Annotated in this window: 15 protein-coding genes and 4 tRNA genes; 3 read left to right on the top strand and 16 right to left on the bottom strand. The window is 58.9% G+C overall.

The window, feature by feature from the left end:
• Window positions 1-179: 179 nt before the first annotated feature.
• The 4 genes from secE to EGX79_01940 all read right to left on the bottom strand — a co-directional run bounded on the left by secE (window position 180) and on the right by EGX79_01940 (window position 1,293).
• Entirely contained in the window at window positions 180-488 is a 309-nt protein-coding gene (gene secE / locus EGX79_01955; GenBank protein ID AYX81050.1) for a preprotein translocase subunit SecE, read from the bottom strand.
• A 440-nt stretch (window positions 489-928) separates the two neighbouring features.
• Window positions 929-1,004 (bottom strand) — tRNA-Trp (locus EGX79_01950).
• Window positions 1,005-1,104: 100 nt separating this feature from the next.
• A tRNA-Met gene (locus EGX79_01945) sits at window positions 1,105-1,181 on the bottom strand.
• Between the two features lie 39 nt (window positions 1,182-1,220).
• Window positions 1,221-1,293 (bottom strand) — tRNA-Thr (locus tag EGX79_01940).
• Window positions 1,294-1,744: 451 nt separating this feature from the next.
• Between EGX79_01940 and EGX79_01935 the strand changes: the two genes are divergently transcribed.
• Complete coding sequence (locus tag EGX79_01935; protein ID AYX81049.1) at window positions 1,745-2,929, top strand: IS256-like element IS3503 family transposase; 1,185 nt, start codon at window positions 1,745-1,747, stop codon at window positions 2,927-2,929.
• A 108-nt stretch (window positions 2,930-3,037) separates the two neighbouring features.
• On the opposite strand, the gene EGX79_01930 is transcribed toward EGX79_01935, so the two are convergent.
• Together EGX79_01930 and EGX79_01925 are read right to left on the bottom strand one after the other, a co-directional pair.
• Window positions 3,038-3,119: transfer RNA gene (locus EGX79_01930), tRNA-Tyr, on the bottom strand.
• A 180-nt stretch (window positions 3,120-3,299) separates the two neighbouring features.
• Window positions 3,300-4,355: a polyprenyl synthetase family protein gene (locus EGX79_01925; GenBank protein ID AYX81048.1), complete on the bottom strand. Its 1,056-nt coding sequence runs from the start codon at window positions 4,353-4,355 to the stop codon at window positions 3,300-3,302.
• A 190-nt stretch (window positions 4,356-4,545) separates the two neighbouring features.
• Between EGX79_01925 and EGX79_01920 the strand changes: the two genes are divergently transcribed.
• Complete coding sequence (locus EGX79_01920) at window positions 4,546-5,826, top strand: geranylgeranyl reductase family protein (protein AYX81047.1); 1,281 nt, start codon at window positions 4,546-4,548, stop codon at window positions 5,824-5,826.
• Between the two features lie 51 nt (window positions 5,827-5,877).
• On the opposite strand, the gene EGX79_01915 is transcribed toward EGX79_01920, so the two are convergent.
• The 5 genes from EGX79_01915 to EGX79_01895 all read right to left on the bottom strand — a co-directional run bounded on the left by EGX79_01915 (window position 5,878) and on the right by EGX79_01895 (window position 11,333).
• Window positions 5,878-6,627 (bottom strand): demethylmenaquinone methyltransferase, encoded by a 750-nt coding sequence (locus EGX79_01915; GenBank protein ID AYX81046.1) that lies wholly within the window; start codon window positions 6,625-6,627, stop codon window positions 5,878-5,880.
• Window positions 6,581-7,789, bottom strand: coding sequence for a glycosyltransferase family 1 protein (locus EGX79_01910; protein ID AYX81045.1), 1,209 nt, complete (start codon window positions 7,787-7,789; stop codon window positions 6,581-6,583). The genes EGX79_01915 and EGX79_01910 overlap by 47 nt, the downstream gene beginning before the upstream one ends.
• Before the next feature lie 4 nt (window positions 7,790-7,793).
• Window positions 7,794-8,285 (bottom strand): DUF3592 domain-containing protein, encoded by a 492-nt coding sequence (locus EGX79_01905; GenBank protein AYX81044.1) that lies wholly within the window; start codon window positions 8,283-8,285, stop codon window positions 7,794-7,796.
• 67 nt (window positions 8,286-8,352) lie between these two features.
• Entirely contained in the window at window positions 8,353-10,095 is a 1,743-nt protein-coding gene (locus EGX79_01900; GenBank protein ID AYX82682.1) for a 2-succinyl-5-enolpyruvyl-6-hydroxy-3-cyclohexene-1-carboxylic-acid synthase, read from the bottom strand.
• A 212-nt stretch (window positions 10,096-10,307) separates the two neighbouring features.
• Window positions 10,308-11,333, bottom strand: coding sequence for an O-succinylbenzoate synthase (locus EGX79_01895; GenBank protein AYX81043.1), 1,026 nt, complete (start codon window positions 11,331-11,333; stop codon window positions 10,308-10,310).
• Between the two features lie 25 nt (window positions 11,334-11,358).
• Between EGX79_01895 and EGX79_01890 the strand changes: the two genes are divergently transcribed.
• Window positions 11,359-12,327, top strand: a complete 969-nt coding sequence (locus EGX79_01890; GenBank protein ID AYX82681.1) for a 1,4-dihydroxy-2-naphthoyl-CoA synthase — start codon at window positions 11,359-11,361, stop codon at window positions 12,325-12,327.
• Between the two features lie 107 nt (window positions 12,328-12,434).
• On the opposite strand, the gene EGX79_01885 is transcribed toward EGX79_01890, so the two are convergent.
• The 5 genes from EGX79_01885 to EGX79_01865 all read right to left on the bottom strand — a co-directional run bounded on the left by EGX79_01885 (window position 12,435) and on the right by EGX79_01865 (window position 18,237).
• Entirely contained in the window at window positions 12,435-13,094 is a 660-nt protein-coding gene (locus EGX79_01885; GenBank protein AYX82680.1) for an ABC transporter ATP-binding protein, read from the bottom strand.
• A 179-nt stretch (window positions 13,095-13,273) separates the two neighbouring features.
• Window positions 13,274-14,410, bottom strand: coding sequence for an iron ABC transporter permease (locus tag EGX79_01880; protein AYX82679.1), 1,137 nt, complete (start codon window positions 14,408-14,410; stop codon window positions 13,274-13,276).
• Between the two features lie 8 nt (window positions 14,411-14,418).
• Window positions 14,419-15,621 carry an iron ABC transporter substrate-binding protein gene (locus tag EGX79_01875; protein ID AYX81042.1) on the bottom strand — a complete coding sequence of 401 codons (1,203 nt, stop codon included), beginning with the start codon at window positions 15,619-15,621 and terminating at the stop codon, window positions 14,419-14,421.
• Between the two features lie 133 nt (window positions 15,622-15,754).
• Window positions 15,755-17,155 carry an MATE family efflux transporter gene (locus EGX79_01870; protein ID AYX81041.1) on the bottom strand — a complete coding sequence of 467 codons (1,401 nt, stop codon included), beginning with the start codon at window positions 17,153-17,155 and terminating at the stop codon, window positions 15,755-15,757.
• Window positions 17,152-18,237, bottom strand: a complete 1,086-nt coding sequence (locus EGX79_01865; protein AYX81040.1) for a cysteine synthase family protein — start codon at window positions 18,235-18,237, stop codon at window positions 17,152-17,154. The genes EGX79_01870 and EGX79_01865 overlap by 4 nt, the downstream gene beginning before the upstream one ends.
• Window positions 18,238-18,256 lie beyond the last annotated feature (19 nt).

The following is an 18,256-nucleotide window of genomic DNA, read 5'->3' as shown; positions in this document are numbered from 1 at the left end:
CCTCTTGTATCTACATCAACGGTTCGCGACATTGGCATCTTCGCCTAAAGAGTCTTAAGAGCCAATATGCCATCCGCAATCACTTCGCACAGCCAGACACCAGCTGCGCTAACGAATAATCCCGCCGTCCGGAACTCGGAGGCGGGATGAAAAGCATCACTGCGAAACAGTATAACCGATTACTTGCCCAACACCGATCGGACACCCAGACCGGCCAGCGTGTCCACACCCCACACGAGAGCGATCATGGCAATCAGGAACAGAATCACGATGATGCTGTAGGTGACCATCTGGCGGCCGGTCGGCCAAATCACCTTGCGCAGCTCGTCAACAACCTGCTTGATGAAAACCAAAGGGTTACGAGTCGAAAGCTCGTTGGTCTCCTTCTCACGCGCAGGCTTCTTCGCCACGGTGGTCTGCGCGCCCGTCGCCTGGCGCTTACCGGACGGGCGAGCCGCCGCCTGGAAAGTCTGGTTTTCCTCAGACACGATGCTCCTTCGCTACTTCGTGCATATGAGACCTAAAGATACTGCACAGTGAAACTCAAACGTGAATTCTTCAAGGGCAAACTCCGGGGAAGTTCTCCGGAGCCAAGCCCCCACTGTGCAGAGCAAGTCTGGTTCAGTGCGTAAATTCTAGCCGATAATCCACACTATCGAAGAAATGCCCTTCGTGGGAACCGCAGGCTTCGAGATTCGATTCTGACAACCCCAAAGAGCCACGGGCTGCTCGCTTCGGCCGCTCGCTCGGGGATGCGAACTTGGGGCTGCAAATGTGAAACTGTATGGGTTTATGACACTTTCAAGCCATTTTTCGGGCTGTTTTTGTCATAAACGCAGTCAGTAACTCGCATTGCCCCACCGCCACCGAACATAAACGAAAAACCCGCCACCCAGACGCATTTTCATACGCCCTGGATGACGGGTACTTGCAGGGGCGACAGGACTCGAACCTGCAACCTGCGGTTTTGGAGACCGCTGCTCTACCAATTGAGCCACGCCCCTTCACCACCAGCGAAAGAACTTTTCAGTCCTTAGCTGACAATGTCCCACCTTACTGCATTGCTGCATAATCAAGGCGGGGTTCGACGAACATCACTGTCCGTAGTAGCGATGGGGGGGATCGAACCCCCGACCTCACGATTATGAGTCGTGCGCTCTCACCATCTGAGCTACATCGCCCCTATTCTCTACCGGACATAAGTCCGTATAAAAGAACAGAGCCCCCTGACAGAATCGAACTGTCGACCTTTTCCTTACCATGGAAACGCTCTGCCGACTGAGCTAAGGGGGCATCAGCATCCGTTAAACCCAGCACGTAACTCTGTGGCCAATTGTTGACCGCTTCGTTTCGCTCTGTGCTCTCCGTGAAGCCTTGCAAAGATTAACCCGAAATCACCACTAAGCACAAATCAGCAGGTAGGCAGTGGTATTTCTTGTCACGTTTGCAGACATTTGGCGCGCACTTATGGATAATCTATTCACTTATCGATGAGCCCCAGCGGAACCATAAGTGAATAGCTCATCGATGAGTGGCTGACCTCTAACTCGAGCCTCTAACTCGAGCCCCTGCCCCCCGCTTAATCCAGAGCCGGGTTAAGTAAAGAAAAGTGTGTCCGCATGCCACCATAACCCCAGACCACACACCACAAATCACCAAAGAATAGCTCCCCGAAAGCTATTACCCACACCATCCCGCACCTCCGGCCACATTTGTGCTAACCGCACACCGGTTGGATTAAAGGATGACCACCAACCGCCCCAGCTGCCCACTATGCGGCAACAACACAAAGAAAAACGGCACCACCAGCAAATCAACCACCCGTTGGCGCTGCACCCACTGCGGACACTCCTTTACCCGCAACACCCAAACCCACAACAAAAACACCGCCACCATGGCTTTGTTCATCCAATGGGCCACCGGCACCCAATCTCTAACCACCTTCGCCGCACACCATGGCGTAACCAGGCAAACCATGCACCACCGATTCCGATGGTGCTGGTGGATCATCCCCACACCCACCATCGACTCATTCCGCATCCATGACCAAATCTTCCTCGACGCGACCTATCTAAAGTCCGGATGCCTCCTGATCGCAGCCAGTAAAACCCACGTCATCAACTGGACCTGGGCCAGACACGAAACCACCGCCGCCTACACCGAACTCCTACGCCCCATTGCCGCACCACTAATCGCAGTCACAGACGGCGGACAAGGTGCCCAATCAGCCATCCACCACTGCTGGCCAACAACACGCATCCAACGCTGCCTCGTCCACGCCCAACGAACAGTCCGCCGCCACACCACCAGCAACCCCCGCACCGATGCCGGCAAAACCCTCTACCGCCTAGCCCTGAAACTCACTCGCATCACCGACCTTGACCAAGCATCCACATGGGTCGCCCACCTGCACGAATTCGACCACACCTACCGGGAATGGATGAACGAGAAAACCACCATCAAAGACCCCGTTACCGGCGCCTACACCAAGGTCTACACCCACCAACGCGTCCGAGCGGCCTATCAATCATTGCTATCTCTGCACCGCAGAGACCTGCTGTTTACCTACCTGCAACCCCCACCAACAACCATCGACCCCGACAACCTTGCAGCAACAACAAACAGCCTCGAAGGTGGCATCAACGCCCCCATAAAAGAACTAGCCCGCAGACACCGCGGACTATCACTACCGCATCAACGCACAGTGATGGATTGGTGGCTGTATCTACATACAGAAGTCCCTGACGATCCGGTCAAGATCGCCAGGGACCAACGATGGGGTCAAGACGCACTTTCCACAGCAACAGACCTGATCACCCACAACACCACAGCCACTACCAATGACATCGGTGCACCAGCAGAATACGACACCGCCATCGACACCAGCTACCAACACAACCTCGGCATCCAAAAAGGCTGGATCAAATAACCGCAACACGCCCGGAAAAGACACACTTTTCTTTACTTAACCCCGCATCCCCATCAACGGGCCCTACAAAAAAATCACCGCGAGAAAAATCTCGCGGTGATTTCACTGTGCCAGATGATGGATTCGAACCAACGAAGGCAATGCCGACGGATTTACAATCCGCTCCCTTTGGCCGCTCGGGCAATCTGGCGTGCACTCTTAAACGGTGCGAATGGAATGCTACCCACTACTCTGTCATTTACACAAATCGGCAGGTCGAGAGGATATTTCCCTACCTGGATTCACCCCTCAGCAGAACTCACCCCAGAGCAGAGCTCACCTCAGAGCAGTGCTCACCCCTAGGCCCATCTCGCCGATGGAGCTCAATCCACTACCCCACGCGCTCCACGGTGTAGCGAGCAACGTGACGCAGGGACTCCTTGGCCGCACAGTCAGGAAGGTCAGCGATGACGCGGTCGGACTCATCCAGCAGTTCATTGACCTTCTCCATCGCGCGAGCCACACCGTTGGTCTGAGCCAGGAGCTCGAGGGCCTCGTCGACAAGCGCGTCGTCGGAGACTGGGCCGACAAGAATCTCACGGAGACGGTCAGCGGCTGGGGTGTCCTCCTGCAGCGCGTAGAGAACCGGCAGTGTGAAGACGCCCTCGCGCAAGTCAGTGCCCGGAGTCTTGCCGGACTGATCGGTATTGGAGGAGATGTCGATAATGTCGTCGACAATCTGGAAAACGATACCGATTAGTTCGCCATAGCGGCGCAGTGCGTTGGAAATCTCGGCCGACGCACCGGCGTGATAGGCGCCGAGATAACCGGCCGATGCGATGAGCACACCGGTCTTTTCGGCAATGACCTTCAGGTAGCGCTCGATGCGCTCTTCAATCGGCAGGTCCAAGTCGTTGAGGCACTCGCGCATCTGGCCTGTGACAAGAACACCGAAGGTCTCAGCGAAGTGAGCCACGCTCTCGGAGCCGAGCTCTGCCAGCAGGCGGGACGCAGCAGCGAAGAGGTAGTCACCGGCCAGAATGGCGACGGTGTTGTCCCAGCGCGAGTTTGCGGAGGGCACGCCGCGGCGCTTATCCGCTTCATCCATGACGTCGTCGTGGTAGAGCGTCGCCAGGTGCGTCAGCTCCAGCACCGTCGCGGCGGTGATGACCTTATCGCTCTCCGGGTTCTCCCCGAACTGCGCGGCCAGCATGGTAAACATCGGGCGGAAGCGCTTACCACCAGCGTGAGCTAGGTGGGAAACCCGTTCGACTAGGAAGTCCTCGCCGCGCCCCAGCTCGGTTATCAGGAGGTCCTCGCTCTTGCGCATTCCCTCGGTGATTGTTGCTTCCAGCGCCTCATCAACGAAGTGAGAACTAGTGGCGGTGTGCTCACCAGTGCCCTGAGCACTTCCGGAACTAAGCCCGGAGTAGTCTCCAGTACGCATTCGAGACCTGCCTAACTGACGATAAAAGATAAGAAACTGCTAAATAAACTACCTTACGAGCATAGTGGCTAGCAGACCAGTTCCCATATTTGTTTCAACGTCGTTATACGCTGGGGCAATGACCTCAAGCCCGATTTCGCGAGTTTCCCCCACGTTCGACGGCACCGTCGCTCTACCCAGCAGCACTGACGTGCTCATTGTTGGCGCAGGCCCCACCGGCTCCGCAGCCGCAATTCACGCCGCCCGCGCCGGTTTTTCGGTCACTGTGGTCGACTCCCAGCGCTTCCCGCGCGACAAAACTTGTGGCGACGGGCTCACTCCTCGTGCCATCGCTGAGCTACGTCGTCTAGGGCTTGACGACGAGCTCCTGCGCCGCAACCGCAACCGCGGACTCAAGCTGCACGGCTTCGGCGGCTCCATCACCGCACCTTGGCCAGATGATGCCTCCGGCACTTTTCCCGCTGTCGGATCCGCGATGCCGCGAGTTGAGCTCGACACCTTCTTGCTCAATGCCGCCGCCGATGCCGGTGCACAGGTCTTCGATGGGGTCGCTGCGCGGAAGGTAATTCTCGGAGCGCTGAACACTGGCGGCACGCGAGGGCACGGTGTGCGCGCGGTGGAGCTTTCCGACCGCGAGGGCAAGCCACACACCATCTCGGCCCGCTGGTTGCTCGTGGCCGATGGGGTCCGCAGTACCGTCGGCAAGCAGCTGGGGCGCGCGTGGCATCGGGATAGCGTCTTTGGCGTGGCCGCGCGGTCGTATGTCAGCTTCGACAGCTCGGACGTAGCGGATGACTGGATTCACTCGCACCTGGAACTGCGCAGCTCCGATGGGCAGACGCACCCGGGCTATGGCTGGATTTTCCCGCTGGGAGAAGGCCGGGCGAATGTGGGGTGTGGGGCGCTGGCGACATCGGCACGCCCGGCGCGCACGAATGTGAAGAAGTTGCTGCGCGAGTACCACGGACAGGTGCGCGATCAGTGGCAGATGAGCGAGCCGGAGCACGTGACGTCGGCGCTGCTGCCGATGGGCGGTGCTGTATCGAATGTGGCGGGGCCCAACTGGGCGTTGCTCGGTGATGCTGCGTGCTTAGTCAACCCGCTCAACGGTGAGGGCATTGACTACGGCATGGAGTCGGCGCGACTGGCAGTGGAGCTGATTAGTTCGATTGGTGCGGGCCGCGATGGGCTGACGCACTCCTGGCCCGCCCTCCTTCGCGAGCACTACGGCACCGGCTTCTCGCTGGCTCGCAAGTTGGCGCTGACGCTGACGTACCCGAGCTTCCTTCCCACGGTCGGCCCGCTGACCATCGGCGCCCCGTGGGGAAGCCAGCTCATGGGTGTTGCCGCACGCCTGATGGGAAACCTGGTCACGGAACACGACCGCGACGTAGTGGCGCGACTCTGGCGCGCTTCGGGGAGAGCAGCGCTGGCCTCCGATAAGTGCTTCGGACGCCAGCCCTGGCAGTAGGAATCGCTTTACGACGGACCCTGCGACCCAGCCCGACTGAGAGCTAGCGAGCTACTGCACGGGCTTGGTTGCCGAGTGCAGCGCTGCGATACCGAAGGTGAGATTCTGCCAACCGGCATCCTCCCAGCCAGAGGCATTGATGTCGCGGGCAAGCTGCGGCTGGTTTGGCCAGGCGCGAATCGACTCCGCCAAGTACACGTAGGCCTCCGGGTTCGAGGAGACAACCTTGGCAATCTGCGGCAGTGCCCGCATCAGGTATTCCTTGTAGAAGGTGCTGAACACCGGCATCACGGGGGTGGAGAACTCGCAGACTGTTAGCTGGCCTCCGGGCTTGGTCACGCGAGCTAGCTCAGCGAGGCCCGCCTTGTAGTCCACGATGTTGCGCAGACCGAAGCTGATGGTCACCGCGTCGAAGGTGTTGTCCGGGAATGGCAGCTTCATGCCGTCACCGCAGACCTTGGGAACATCGCGGTGTGCACCGGCCTTGAGCATGCCTCGGGAGAAATCACAGGCAACGACGTATGCGCCAGACTTTGCCAACTCCACTGATGAAACAGCCGTACCGGCGGCCAGGTCGAGGACTTTCTGGCCAGGCTGCAGGTTCAGGCGCTTTGCCGTGCGCACGCGCCAGTAGTGGTCAATGCCACCGGTGAGCACGGTATTAGTGATGTCGTAATTCTTCCCCACGCCGTCGAACATCGAGGCGACTTCGCTGGGATTTTTCGTTAAATCAGCCCTAGACACGATGTCCAGATTACGCGACCGACTTCTGACGCGTAGCAGCACCTGCACGGGAGGCATCAATCGCATCTGCTGCGACCTTGCTTGACGTCTCGGCCGCGGAAACCCCAGAAACCTCCTCGTAGTGGCGAACCAGGTCTGCACACAGTGCTTCCCAGGTGCGTTCGGTCACGGTGTCGCGGCAGCGGTTGCGCAGCTGCTTGCGTGCCAGCTCATCGTCGACGAGCAGTAGCTTGTCGACCGCCTCAGACAGATCGCGGGTGAAAGTCTTGGGTTCCAGCAGGTAGCCGTTGACGTCGTTGGTAATCAGGTCGCGCGGGCCGCCTGCGTTCGGAGCGATGGCCGGCACACCGGAGGCGTGGGCTTCCTGTACCGCCTGGCAGAAGGTTTCAAAGTCACCAGTGTGGACGAACACGTCCAGACTGGCGAATGCCGCTGCCAACTTATCGCCGGTGAGCTGTCCGGTAAAGACGGCATTCGGCATCTGCTTCTGCAGCTTCTGCAGCTCCGGGCCATTGCCGACAATGACCACCTGGATATCATCGCGGCCGTTCAGCGCTGCCAGCCGCTCCACAGACTTCTCCGCCGCGAGCCTGCCGACATAACCAACAATCGGCTTGCCCTCCGGGCTCCACTGCTTCCTGAGCTCTTCACTACGCTTTGTCGGAGTAAAGCGAACCGCATCAACACCGCGGCCCCAGCGGTAGACATCACGAATCTTGTGATCCTGCAGGTCCTCAATAGTCGGCGAGGACGGCGCCAGCGTTCGGGCGCAGGAGTTGTGAATCACGCGCGTCCACAACCACGCGGCCGTGGAGAGCCCCGCCAACTTGTAGTTCTTGGCAAAACCCGCAACGTCCGTCTGATAGATGGCCACAGCCGGGATGCCCAGTGCCTTGGCAGTCAGCGCGCCCGCACCACCGAGCACAAATGGCGAAGCCAAGTGGACAACATCCGGCTTAAACTGCGTCAGCGCCGACGCTACCCGACGGTTCGGCACACCAATCGGTAGCGAATCAATCAACGGCACAATCACAGTGGGCACACGCTCAATGCGGTAGTCGCAGTAGAACTCTGCCTCTTCCTGCCAGTCCCGAGCACCCGGCGCAATCACCAGCGCCTCGTGTCCTTCACGGCGTAAGTGTTCCAACACCCGCAGCACGGAGTTTGTCACTCCATTGATGTTGGGCAAGAAGCTTTCAGCAATGATGGCAACGCGCATGGTGCTAGTTTTCCATCTCGTCGGAAAGCGAAAGTGACCCTCTGTTTACCTTTTGGGGATCTCTTTGTAAACGACGGGTTGCGCGCAACGACGACCACCACAACGGCGCGACGACGAGAAATGTAACCACAGCGATACTGGTCGCCGGGAGAAGTGACAGCGTCCATGTGCGCCCGGCGACGCGGACGACATTGGGATCAGTGCGGTCGTATTCGACGCGGACGCGCTGCCCCTCTTCCAGACCAACGGGATAGAGCAAACCGGTTGGTGGCGACTGAAAATCGCCATTCTCGTCGACGAAATCAACCGTGGTGCGAAGGAGCTCGACCGAGCGCACATTGGCTACGGACTGCCCCATGTTCGACTCGATATTGCGGTCATTAATGAAGCAGCCAACCACCATGGCCAGACACGACAGCAACAGGCAAATCATCACAAAGAGCAGTACCTGACGAAGGAAGCGCGGCCAATTGGCCAGGGCAGTTTTCCACTGCATGGCGGTCGCGACCTCCTATTTTTCTGTCCCTGATTGTTTCCAGCTCTGATTGGATGCTGCCGGCCGGCTAGTGCTTGTCCAGCACCCCAATCTCCGCATTGTATGCCAGCTTGTGGTGCAACTGCCGACGCGTCGCACGTGTGGTCGCCACCTCGATGACGCGGATGCCGTCGACATCGGTATCCGGGTGCAGCTGCGCGAGCAGATCTGGGAGGCGGTCGACACGCACGTGCTCGACTCCGTAAGCCTGGCAGATGCCCTCAAAGTCCACGTCCTGCGGCGTGCCGAAGATGCGCTCAAAGCTTCCCCGCAGAGCCGGGCTGCCCGCCTCCAGCGTCTCGAAAATACCGCCACCGGCATCATTGGCCACCACGATGGTGAGGTTTTCCGGCCTCGGCTCCAGCGGCCCAATTGCCAACGCTGCGGAGTCGTGCTGGAACGTCAGGTCACCCATAAGTGCAATCGTCCGCGGCGGGCGAATCTCGTCGGCATGCTCACGGTCGGACGCCAGCGCAATACCGATTGCCGTCGCCACCGTGCCGTCGATGCCCGCGGCACCTCGTCCCGCATACGTGTTCACACCCGGGAAAGGCAGGCCCGTGTACGACGCATCGCGCACCGGGTTCGACGCGCCCAGCACCACGTTGTCACCCGTGCGCAGGCTATCCGTCAGCGCCGCCGCCACATGAAATCCGGTCAGCGGTTCCTCCGCTTCAATCGACTCGGTAAGCGTCTCTCGCACGGACTTCACCGCCAATTCGCTGGCAGCCTCACAGATTTTCGTCCACTGCGGGTCCTGCTCCCCCACAGTCTGCACATGCCTAACGACGGCCCTTGCGTTCGCCGTCACATCCGGGAACTCCACCCCAAAACCGTGGTTTTCCGCTTCGGAGACAACGGTCAGCTCGATATCCGGATTGGCCAGCAGCTTAGAGATACCTCGGTGCAGCGTCGGCCTGCCGACTAACACAATCTGCTCCGGCAGAATCTGCGCAAAAGTACCCGCCGCGAGCGGGTGAACCGGGTGCGCCGGCGCATATGCATTCGGCTCAGCGATGGTTGGCAGATCCTCCAGTTCTGGCAGGTGCGAGGCATTCGAACCCGCAATCACGAGTGTGCGGCGGCTAATGTCAATTGTGGCTGTGCTAGCCGAGTTGGCCGGGCCGGTTGCGGTGGCCGAGTTGGCTGCGATGGCGGCCGCGGCGACGTTGTTGCTGTTGGTAGGCGCAATCGTGGTCCAGGGGCCGCCGTCGGCGCGGCCCTCGGGGATGTCGGCGACGGAGTCGTCGTCAGGCACGAGCGGTTCGACAAAACGGACGTTAAGGTGGCCGGCGCCGGATGCCATGGCGGCGACAACGCGATCGATGCGGGCGCGGATCTGCGCGGCGGTGGCCTTCGTGACCGGGGCGGTGCCGTCCAGATCGAACTCGACGACGGAGGCATCAGCGAACAGGCGGTCCTGGACGATGGTCTGGTTCGCGCCAGTGCCTCGATAATGCGCGGGGCGGTCGGCGGTCAGTGCCAGCAGCGGAATGCCCGACGCGGTGGCTTCCACCATGGCGGGCACGAGGTTCGCCACTGCTGTGCCGGACGTTGTAATTACCGGGGTCACCTTGCGGGTGCGCGAGGCCAGGCCGAGGGCGAGGAAGGCGGCGGAGCGTTCATCGATACGTACGTGGAGGCGAACCTTCGCCGCGTCGGCGGCCTGGACCAGAGCGCGGGCGAGCGGGGCGGACCGGGAACCCGGGCACACCACGGCATCGACCATGCCGAGACGCAGCAGCTCATCGACGATGAGGCCCGCTACCACTGCGGATGGGGCCGTGGGGGCTGCGGGGGTATGGGACGTGGCGTCGGTTGCCGAGGCGTTGTCGTTCACCGAGGTGTCCGGGGTATGGGAGGTGTCCTGGTTGTCGTTCACACTCAATAGGCTACTTGCCGGAAGTTACTGACTAGGTTTATGTCAGTTTGGAAGCCGTTTTTCGGGCTCAAAGTGTCATAAACCTAGTCACTTTCTTGGCGTTATAGATGGGTGTACGCCGCGCGGAGGCGGTCGAACCACCAATCGCGGCGGGGGCCCGGCGCGGCGAGCTCGGCCAGGCGGGAAGGGTCGGGAGCGGGGTTGGTGACGGGCAGTCGGCCATCGATAAGTGGCCGGGGCTCGATGACGTCCTCGATAAACAGCGAGGACGTGGCCAAACCCGCCGCGTTCGGCTCCGGCTGCAGCTCTGTGGCAGGCAGGGCCGCCGCCGTGAACAAACCGGCGGCCATGCCAACACCGGTGTCCAGGGCGCTGGCGACCGTCACCTTCATCGCGAGCTCCTCGGCCAACCGAAGCAAGCAGCGTGGTCCACCAAGCGGCGCGACCTTCATTACGCCCACGTCCGCCGCCTGTTCGCGCGCAACCAAATACGGATCCTCGGCTTTGCGAATCGACTCATCGGCAGCAATCGAACAAAACTCCCCCACTGCGTCGCGGACCGCGCGGAGCTCGGCGACAGTCGCAACGGGCTGCTCCATGTACTCCAGCGGACCCAACTCATGAGCGGCGCGGATTGCCTGCTCCACAGTCCAGCCACGATTCGCATCCACCCGCACGACAGGTTCATAGCCATAAGCTTCGGCCACCGCGGTGCGGACGGCGGCTACGCGCTCGATGTCGTCGTTAAGCGATTGGCCGCTCTCTGCGACCTTGACCTTAAACGTGCGGCACCCGGGGTAGCGCGCCACGACCTCCGGCACCTGCTCGGGTGCGACGGCGGGGATGGTGGCGTTGACCTCGACAAACTCGCGCTTCGGGATGGGCAGGCCAACGTAGGCGCATTCGATGGCCGAGCGCAGCCACGCGGCGGCCTCGGACGCCTCGTATTCCAGGAAGGGAGCGAACTCGCCCCAGGTGACGGGGCCGTCGATGAGGAGTGCCTCGCGGGTGGTGACGCCACGGAATTTCACTGCCATGGGCAGCGCGACGACGTGGGCGCGGTCGAGGATGTCATCGATGGGCGGAAGCTGGATGTTGGGCGCAGCGGACACAGACATACCCCTCATGCTAGAGACCTTTATGCTGGAAGCCATGACTGATACCGCGAAGTACTCGACCGATAACCCCTTCCGCCCCGAGCAGTGGAAGACGGTTGATGGTTTTGAGGATTTGACCGACATCACCTACCACCGCCACGTCGGCGAGGGCCGCGAGAACGGCATTGTGCGTATTGCGTTTGATCGCCCGGAGGTTCGTAACGCGTTCCGTCCGCACACTGTCGACGAGCTCTACCGCGCGCTCGACCACGCGCGCCGCACCCCGGATGTCGGCGTAGTGCTGCTGACCGGTAACGGCCCGAGCACCAAGGACGGTGGCTGGGCATTCTGTTCGGGTGGTGACCAGCGCATTCGCGGTCGTTCCGGCTACCAGTACGCAACGTCCCACGAGCATGACGACGCTACCGCGGACGCATCCACCATCGATACCGCGCGCGCCAAGGTCGAGGGAGGTCGCCTGCACATCCTGGAGGTGCAGCGCCTGATTCGCACTATGCCGAAGGTTGTTATTGCTGTGGTCAATGGCTGGGCCGCAGGTGGCGGACACTCCCTGCACGTGGTGTGTGACCTGACGCTGGCATCACGCCAGGAGGCTCGCTTTAAGCAGACCGACGCTGACGTGGGATCTTTCGATGCCGGCTATGGCTCGGCCTACCTGGCGAAGCAGGTTGGTCAGAAGTTTGCCCGCGAAATTTTCTTCCTCGGCCGCTCCTACGACGCTGAGACCATGCACCGCATGGGTGCTGTCAACGAGGTCGCGGACCACGCTGAGCTGGAAGATGTCGCGGTCGAGTGGGGTCGCATGATCAACGGTAAGTCCCCGACAGCGCAGCGCATGCTGAAGTTCGCCTTCAACCTGACCGATGACGGCCTGATGGGTCAGCAGGTCTTCGCGGGTGAGGCTACTCGCCTGGCGTACATGACCGACGAGGCCGTAGAGGGCAAGGAAGCGTTCCTGGAAAAGCGTGACCCGAACTGGGACGAGTTCCCGTTCTACTACTAGGGGCAGTTAGGGGGGCGCCGGCTGGGGCGCTCGTCGGGCCCTGCACTTTAGCGCTCATTCGTGGCTGTAGAACAGCCGAGAGCGTGCGCTACAGTCACGGGTCTGCGCTAGAGTGCCTCCGACGCTTCGACCGCCAGCCCGCCATTGCGAGTCGGGAGCACCGCACCTTCTACCTGATAAACCTCTCGCAGCATAGCTTCATTAATGACCTCTGCCGGAGGCCCTGCACTGCTGACCCGACCATCGGCTAGAACAACCACATGTTCGCAAAAGCGCGCCGCTTGCCCCAGGTCATGAAGTGTCATCACTACCGCGCAGGGCAATTCCCGCGCACACTTGCGTACCTGCCCGAGAAGCATCAATTGGTTACGCAGGTCGAGTGCGCTGGTGGGCTCGTCGAGAAGCAATACCCGAGGTCGTCGCACAACCGCCTGCGCAAAACTCACCAACTGCCGCTGTCCCCCAGACAACTCAGACATCAGCCGCGATGACAACGCAACCAACCCAAGTCGTTCAATGGTGGCCTGCACTTCTGCCCGCACTGTGGATCCGACACGCAGTGCGGAAAACCCAGAAAACGACTGTTGCCGGGCAAGCAGGACGCTTTCGTACACGGTCAATGAGCTCAGCGGCGGAGGGTCCTGTGGCAAATATAGAGATCTTTCAGCACGTACCTGCCCCGAGCAGTTTTCAAGGCCCGCCAAACACCTCAGCAGTGTCGATTTGCCAGCTCCGTTGGGACCGACCAACGCAGTCACGCTTCCCATCGGAAGAGGCCCAACGTCGACATTGTGCAGGACATGATGGCCGTCGTAAGCAAAAGACACTCCTCGCGCGCTAAGAGCGGACGATTCTGGAGGGGTTTCGCCGAGGGGTTTACCGTCAGGTTTACTGGGGCTGTCGTGATGACCATGTACAGCGTCGTTCCCGACAAAGCGACTTGCCTTTAGCCAACCCACATTTTCCTCCTCTGGCCAGCGATAATCGCGACAAATACGGGCACTCCTACAATTGCGGTAATAATGCCTACGGGAAGAATTACACCCGGTTGAATCACCTTCGACACTGCCGATGCCGCAACCAGAAGCAGCGCCCCTACCAAAGTCGAAGCAGTAAGAAAATAACGTTGATCTTCGCCTACCAATAAGCGCGCAACGTGTGGGCCGACGAGACCGATAAATCCAATCGTACCGGCCATCGACACAGCGGTTGCCGCCATAAAGGACACCACGATAAGGGTCAGCGCACGCAGTCGATCAACGTCTACGCCAAGGGCTTTTGCGCGGTCATCGCCCATCCGGAATGCAGTCAGCGACCAGGCATTGAGGTAAAAGAAGAGTAGCCCCATCACGAATATCACCGCGAGCAACGCAATCTGCGTCCAGTTCGAGCGGGTGAGACTACCCATCGTCCAGAACACAACCTGTTCCAACTGCGTCTCCGAGGCCAGGTATTGCATCAGGGCCAGTAGAGCGTCGAAAAAGAATACAATCGCGATACCGAGGAGAATCATCCCCTCGACTCCTGGGCCACGAAATCGGGAAAAGAGCAGAATCGCAGCGCAGGCCAGCATCGCGAACACCCACGCAGTCCCGGCCATCCCCAGCACCGCACCGATTCCCTCAGAAGCGAAGCCGGTGACCACAGCCAGGGCAGCACCGAATCCGGCCGCCGCTGACACGCCCAGGGTGTACGGCTCGGCCAGGGGATTTCCCAGAATTGTCTGCATTTGTGAGCCCGCCGCTGCCAGCGTCGCTCCGACGAGCACTGCAGTCACGGTCATCGGAAGCCGAATGTCGAAAACAATCTGGTGGTCAATGGGTCGCGCACCAACCGGATGGGTCAATGTATGCAAAACTTCGCTGGCAGGCATGCTACCGCCACCGAGTAGAAAGTCAGCAAGCGATGTCAAAGCCAACACCACAGTAATCAGAGCGATTATCACCCACTTCTTCCGTGCTGCGCGCTGATACCAGTGAAAAGTTGACTGCACCATTACTCTATCAGGGCTGACTTCCTGCTCCCCGCGAACGGCGTCTCCGCTCCCCTGCGTTGTTGCCAGGTTTCCGTGCGAAACTTGCATGTTCGACATCACTCCAGCCCAGTCCAGAAGGTGCCCGAGGCCTCGATTGGCAGGAACTTATCGTGCAGGTCCTGTACCTCTCGTTCAGTGTCAATGTCGCCGAACAAGTCCGGGTGCATGGCCTTTGCAAACATCTCGACTGCCAGGAAGTTATATGGCGAATCGTAAAAATGATGCCATGCGACGAAAGTACGCTTACTTTTCACCGCGTCGACTTCACGCACAGCGGGCTGCTTACCGACGACATCGTGAAGGGCCTTTTGCGCCTCTTCCTTCGATTCCGAGTAACCCAGCGGTACGTAATTTCCTTCCTTGACCGGAGTCTTACCCTGATCCCAGTCTGCGCCTGTGGCAATGATGACTTCAGGATTCTTCCCGGCCAATGCCTCTGGCGATACCTGCCCTTGCTTCGCATCAATCATTTCGTCGCCAAGGTTTAGTCCACCGGCAAAATTGACAATCTGCGCCAGGTTGGACTTGGCGAAGGTTGAGCAGCAGTCAAAGTAACCGGGTGCTCGCCACAGGAATGTCGGTGTCGGTGCTGGTTTCTTCTCGGCAAGGCGGTCAGCGACCTTGTTGACCTTCTTCTCGTAGTAGTTGATAAAGTCTTCCGCCTGCTTTTCACGCCCCAGCAGTTGTCCCATCATTCGAATACTGGGCTCGGTGTTTTTCACTGGGTCAATGAAGTAGTCGACAGTCACCGTCGGCACGCCTGCCTTTTCTAATCCATCAACGATTCCAGCATCTTTAGCCGCGTCGAAGACACCCGCATTTACTACGAAGACATCGGGTCGGGACTCCAGAGCCTGTTCCAGCGACATAGTGTTGTTGTAAATCTCGCCTGTGGTCGGGATGTCCTTGATTTTGGGGAACTTCTCAACGTAGCGGTCGTAAGTGGCTTTGTCGTTTTCCTTCAGGTCCTCTGGCCAGGCAACGATCTTGTCAGTTGGATTGTCTGGGTTCAGAAGCGCCGTCGTGTAAAGCATCTTCTGCCCGCCCATCAGGATTCGCTCGACATTCTGCGGGACTTTAACTTCGCGTCCTAGCGCATCGACGACGGTACGCTTCTCACTGCTAGCGGATGCGTCTCCATTTCCATCTGAGCAAGCGGCGAGAAGGACGAGCGACATGCATAGGAGTACCGCGAAAAGCACCCTTGCGGGGAAGTCACGCAGTAGCACGCTTGGAGTAAGAGGAGAACTAACCTTCATTTTCTTCTTTCCGGAGCAGGCGGTCAGTCGACCGCATATTCAGCTCCTCGGATCCCCTTCGGTAGAGGGAAAACGTCATCTTTACGTGGATGGTTCAGACTATTTCTGGATGGGTGTTACGAAGCTTCGGCCGTCACACGGAACTAGTGGGTTGCAGGTGACGCTGCAGAGCGCGGTAAAGCAGAGCAGCGGTCGTGGAAAAGCCAAGGATGAGCCCAACCCAAACGCCATATCCTTCCCAACGAAGGCCAAGGCCAAGAATCAGGAGAGCTGGAACCCCCACCGCCCAGTAGCCCCAAAGGGTCGCACTGAGACCCGACTTCGTGTCGCGCAGCCCACGAAGGAGCCCCACCAGCACGTTCTGGGAGCCTTTAGCGAACTGCTGAAGCACGGCAAGGCACAACAAGATTGTCGCTATATGGCGTACATCGGGATTGGCACTAACGTTGGAATCAGTAAGGAACAGTCCAACGACGTACTTGCCCAGTAGCAACCAGAGCAAACCGACGACGGCAAGATAAATACCCACTGCGTGCAAAACCCGACGTGATACCTGTTTGACTGCCTCGGCACCATCCGCTAATGCACGGCTGACCAGTATAGATCCTCCGTGCGAGAAGCCGATACATACTTGGTAGACGATATAAGCGAGTTGGTTAACAACGGTGTGCGCTGCCAGCATGACTGGGCTAACCAGGCCCATCGCTAGACCTGCGATAGTAGTAATCGCAGCTTCAGAGCCGTAGGTAAGCGAAACTGGAATCCCAAGCCGAATAATGCGCCTCATGCATGCTGCGTCGCCGGGCCTCGGAATGACCGCGAAGAATTTCCGTAGCTGACGGTCTCTTTGCAGCAAGCCAGCAAAGGACAGCAGGGTAAAAACCTGGACGCAGGTGGTCGACAGACCGATGCCCACCAGTCCCCATGCAGTTCCCCATTCATTGACACTTGTTAGCCGGAGGAATCCAGCGTTGAGAGCAGCGTTGACAACGATGGAGATGAGCGTAACCACCAGCAGAGAGCCCGGCCGACGCATGCCGACTGCAAACTGCCGCAGGACATTGAGCCAAATCATCGGGATAAGGCCTGGTGCAAGCGCGACCGTCATCGAGAACGCTAGCTCGGCAACAGTGTCGTCGATGGGCAAGATGAGTGCAAGCGCACCAAATGAAATCACGATGAGGCCACCAATGATTGCAGTTGCGGTACCGACGGCCATGCAACTGCGTACCGCTTGGCGGATTCGCTCAGCCGCAACTTCCTCGCCTGTCTTTTCCCACTCCGACGCGGCCTCGGCTACTAGGTTGCCTCCGGCGGTGACCATACCGACACACATGGTGCGAATCTGGTTGTAGAACTGCATTGCGAGTCCGCCGCCGGCAATTGCCACTACACCGAGGGTCTGCAGCATCAGCACATCGGTCGTGGTTAGCGCAACCCCCGCTAGCTGAACGCCCGCGATGGGTAGCGCAAGCGAATAGACATCACGGTAGGACACGGTTTGCTGGCCAATTGCACGAGCTGGATTTATCACCCGGCCACCTCGAAGGAACTAGCAATGGCACGAGAATCACCATAGGCTCTGAGCATTCGCGAAACTTGACGCTCCATAACTTCTGAATACAAATGATTTTTCTGAAGCCAATCAGTATCAAAAATTGTGTCGAGATATTTCTCACCAGCATCACAAACAATGACGACCATTGTTGTTCCTGCCTGAAACTCGTGTAGATGACGCAAACCTTCGTAGATTGCAGCACCTGCTGTGCCTCCAACCATGAGCCCATGTTCCCTAGCCAACACTCGGGCCACAGCGAATGCCTTGACATCGCTAACTTTGACTCCATGGTCGATGAGGTTGTAGCGGACGTTATTGCCGATTTTGAAACCCGACGGAGCACCGGCACCTGATTGCTTATATGCCCCTGGCACCCCACCAAAAATGATGGAGCCTTCGGGTTCAACAGCCAACGACTCGGCGGTATGCCCAAGCTTCCTCAGATGTTCCGTTGTACCGCACAACGTCCCGCCCGTTCCGATTGCCGCAACGAGAACGTCAACCTTTTCTGGGATTTGCTCATCGAGTTCGTATGCAAGCTGCCAGTAACCAGCTGGGTTGTTGGGATTATTGTGCTGATCTGGCCACCATGCATCCGAGGTCTCGGCGACAATTTCTGCGGCCTTCGCACGTCTAAGGCTCGTAGACGGAACACAGGATTCTTTATCCCCGACGAAGACCAACTCTGCTCCAAGTGCTTGCATGGAACGCAGCTTGTCCTTAGCAGCGTGATGATCCACAATCGCCGTAAACTTGTATCCCCGCTGAGAGGCCACAAATGCCAGACCTAAACCAGTGTTTCCACTAGTGGGTTCAATGATTCTTCCGCCCGGCTTGAGCTCGCCGGAGATCTCCGCAGCAACAATCATCTCCAGCGCCATTCGCACCTTTACGCTTCCCGTCGGATTTAGGCAATCCATCTTCAGTAATAACCGGCTTCCGGATCCGGTATTACACAGTTCAAGAATTGGCGTGTTTCCAATTAAACTACAACTCTGAAGCGAACATGTTGCGCAAGGTTTTCTTAATTTTTTTTCAGAATATGGAAAATCAATCATGACAGACCCCAATTAGACA

Origin of the sequence: Corynebacterium jeikeium (assembly GCA_003955985.1) — a bacterium.
Taxonomy (GTDB): Bacteria; Actinomycetota; Actinomycetes; order Mycobacteriales; family Mycobacteriaceae; genus Corynebacterium; species Corynebacterium jeikeium_D.
Note: the sequence above shows the minus strand (reverse complement) of the source record. Positions and strands in the feature narration are given on the sequence as shown.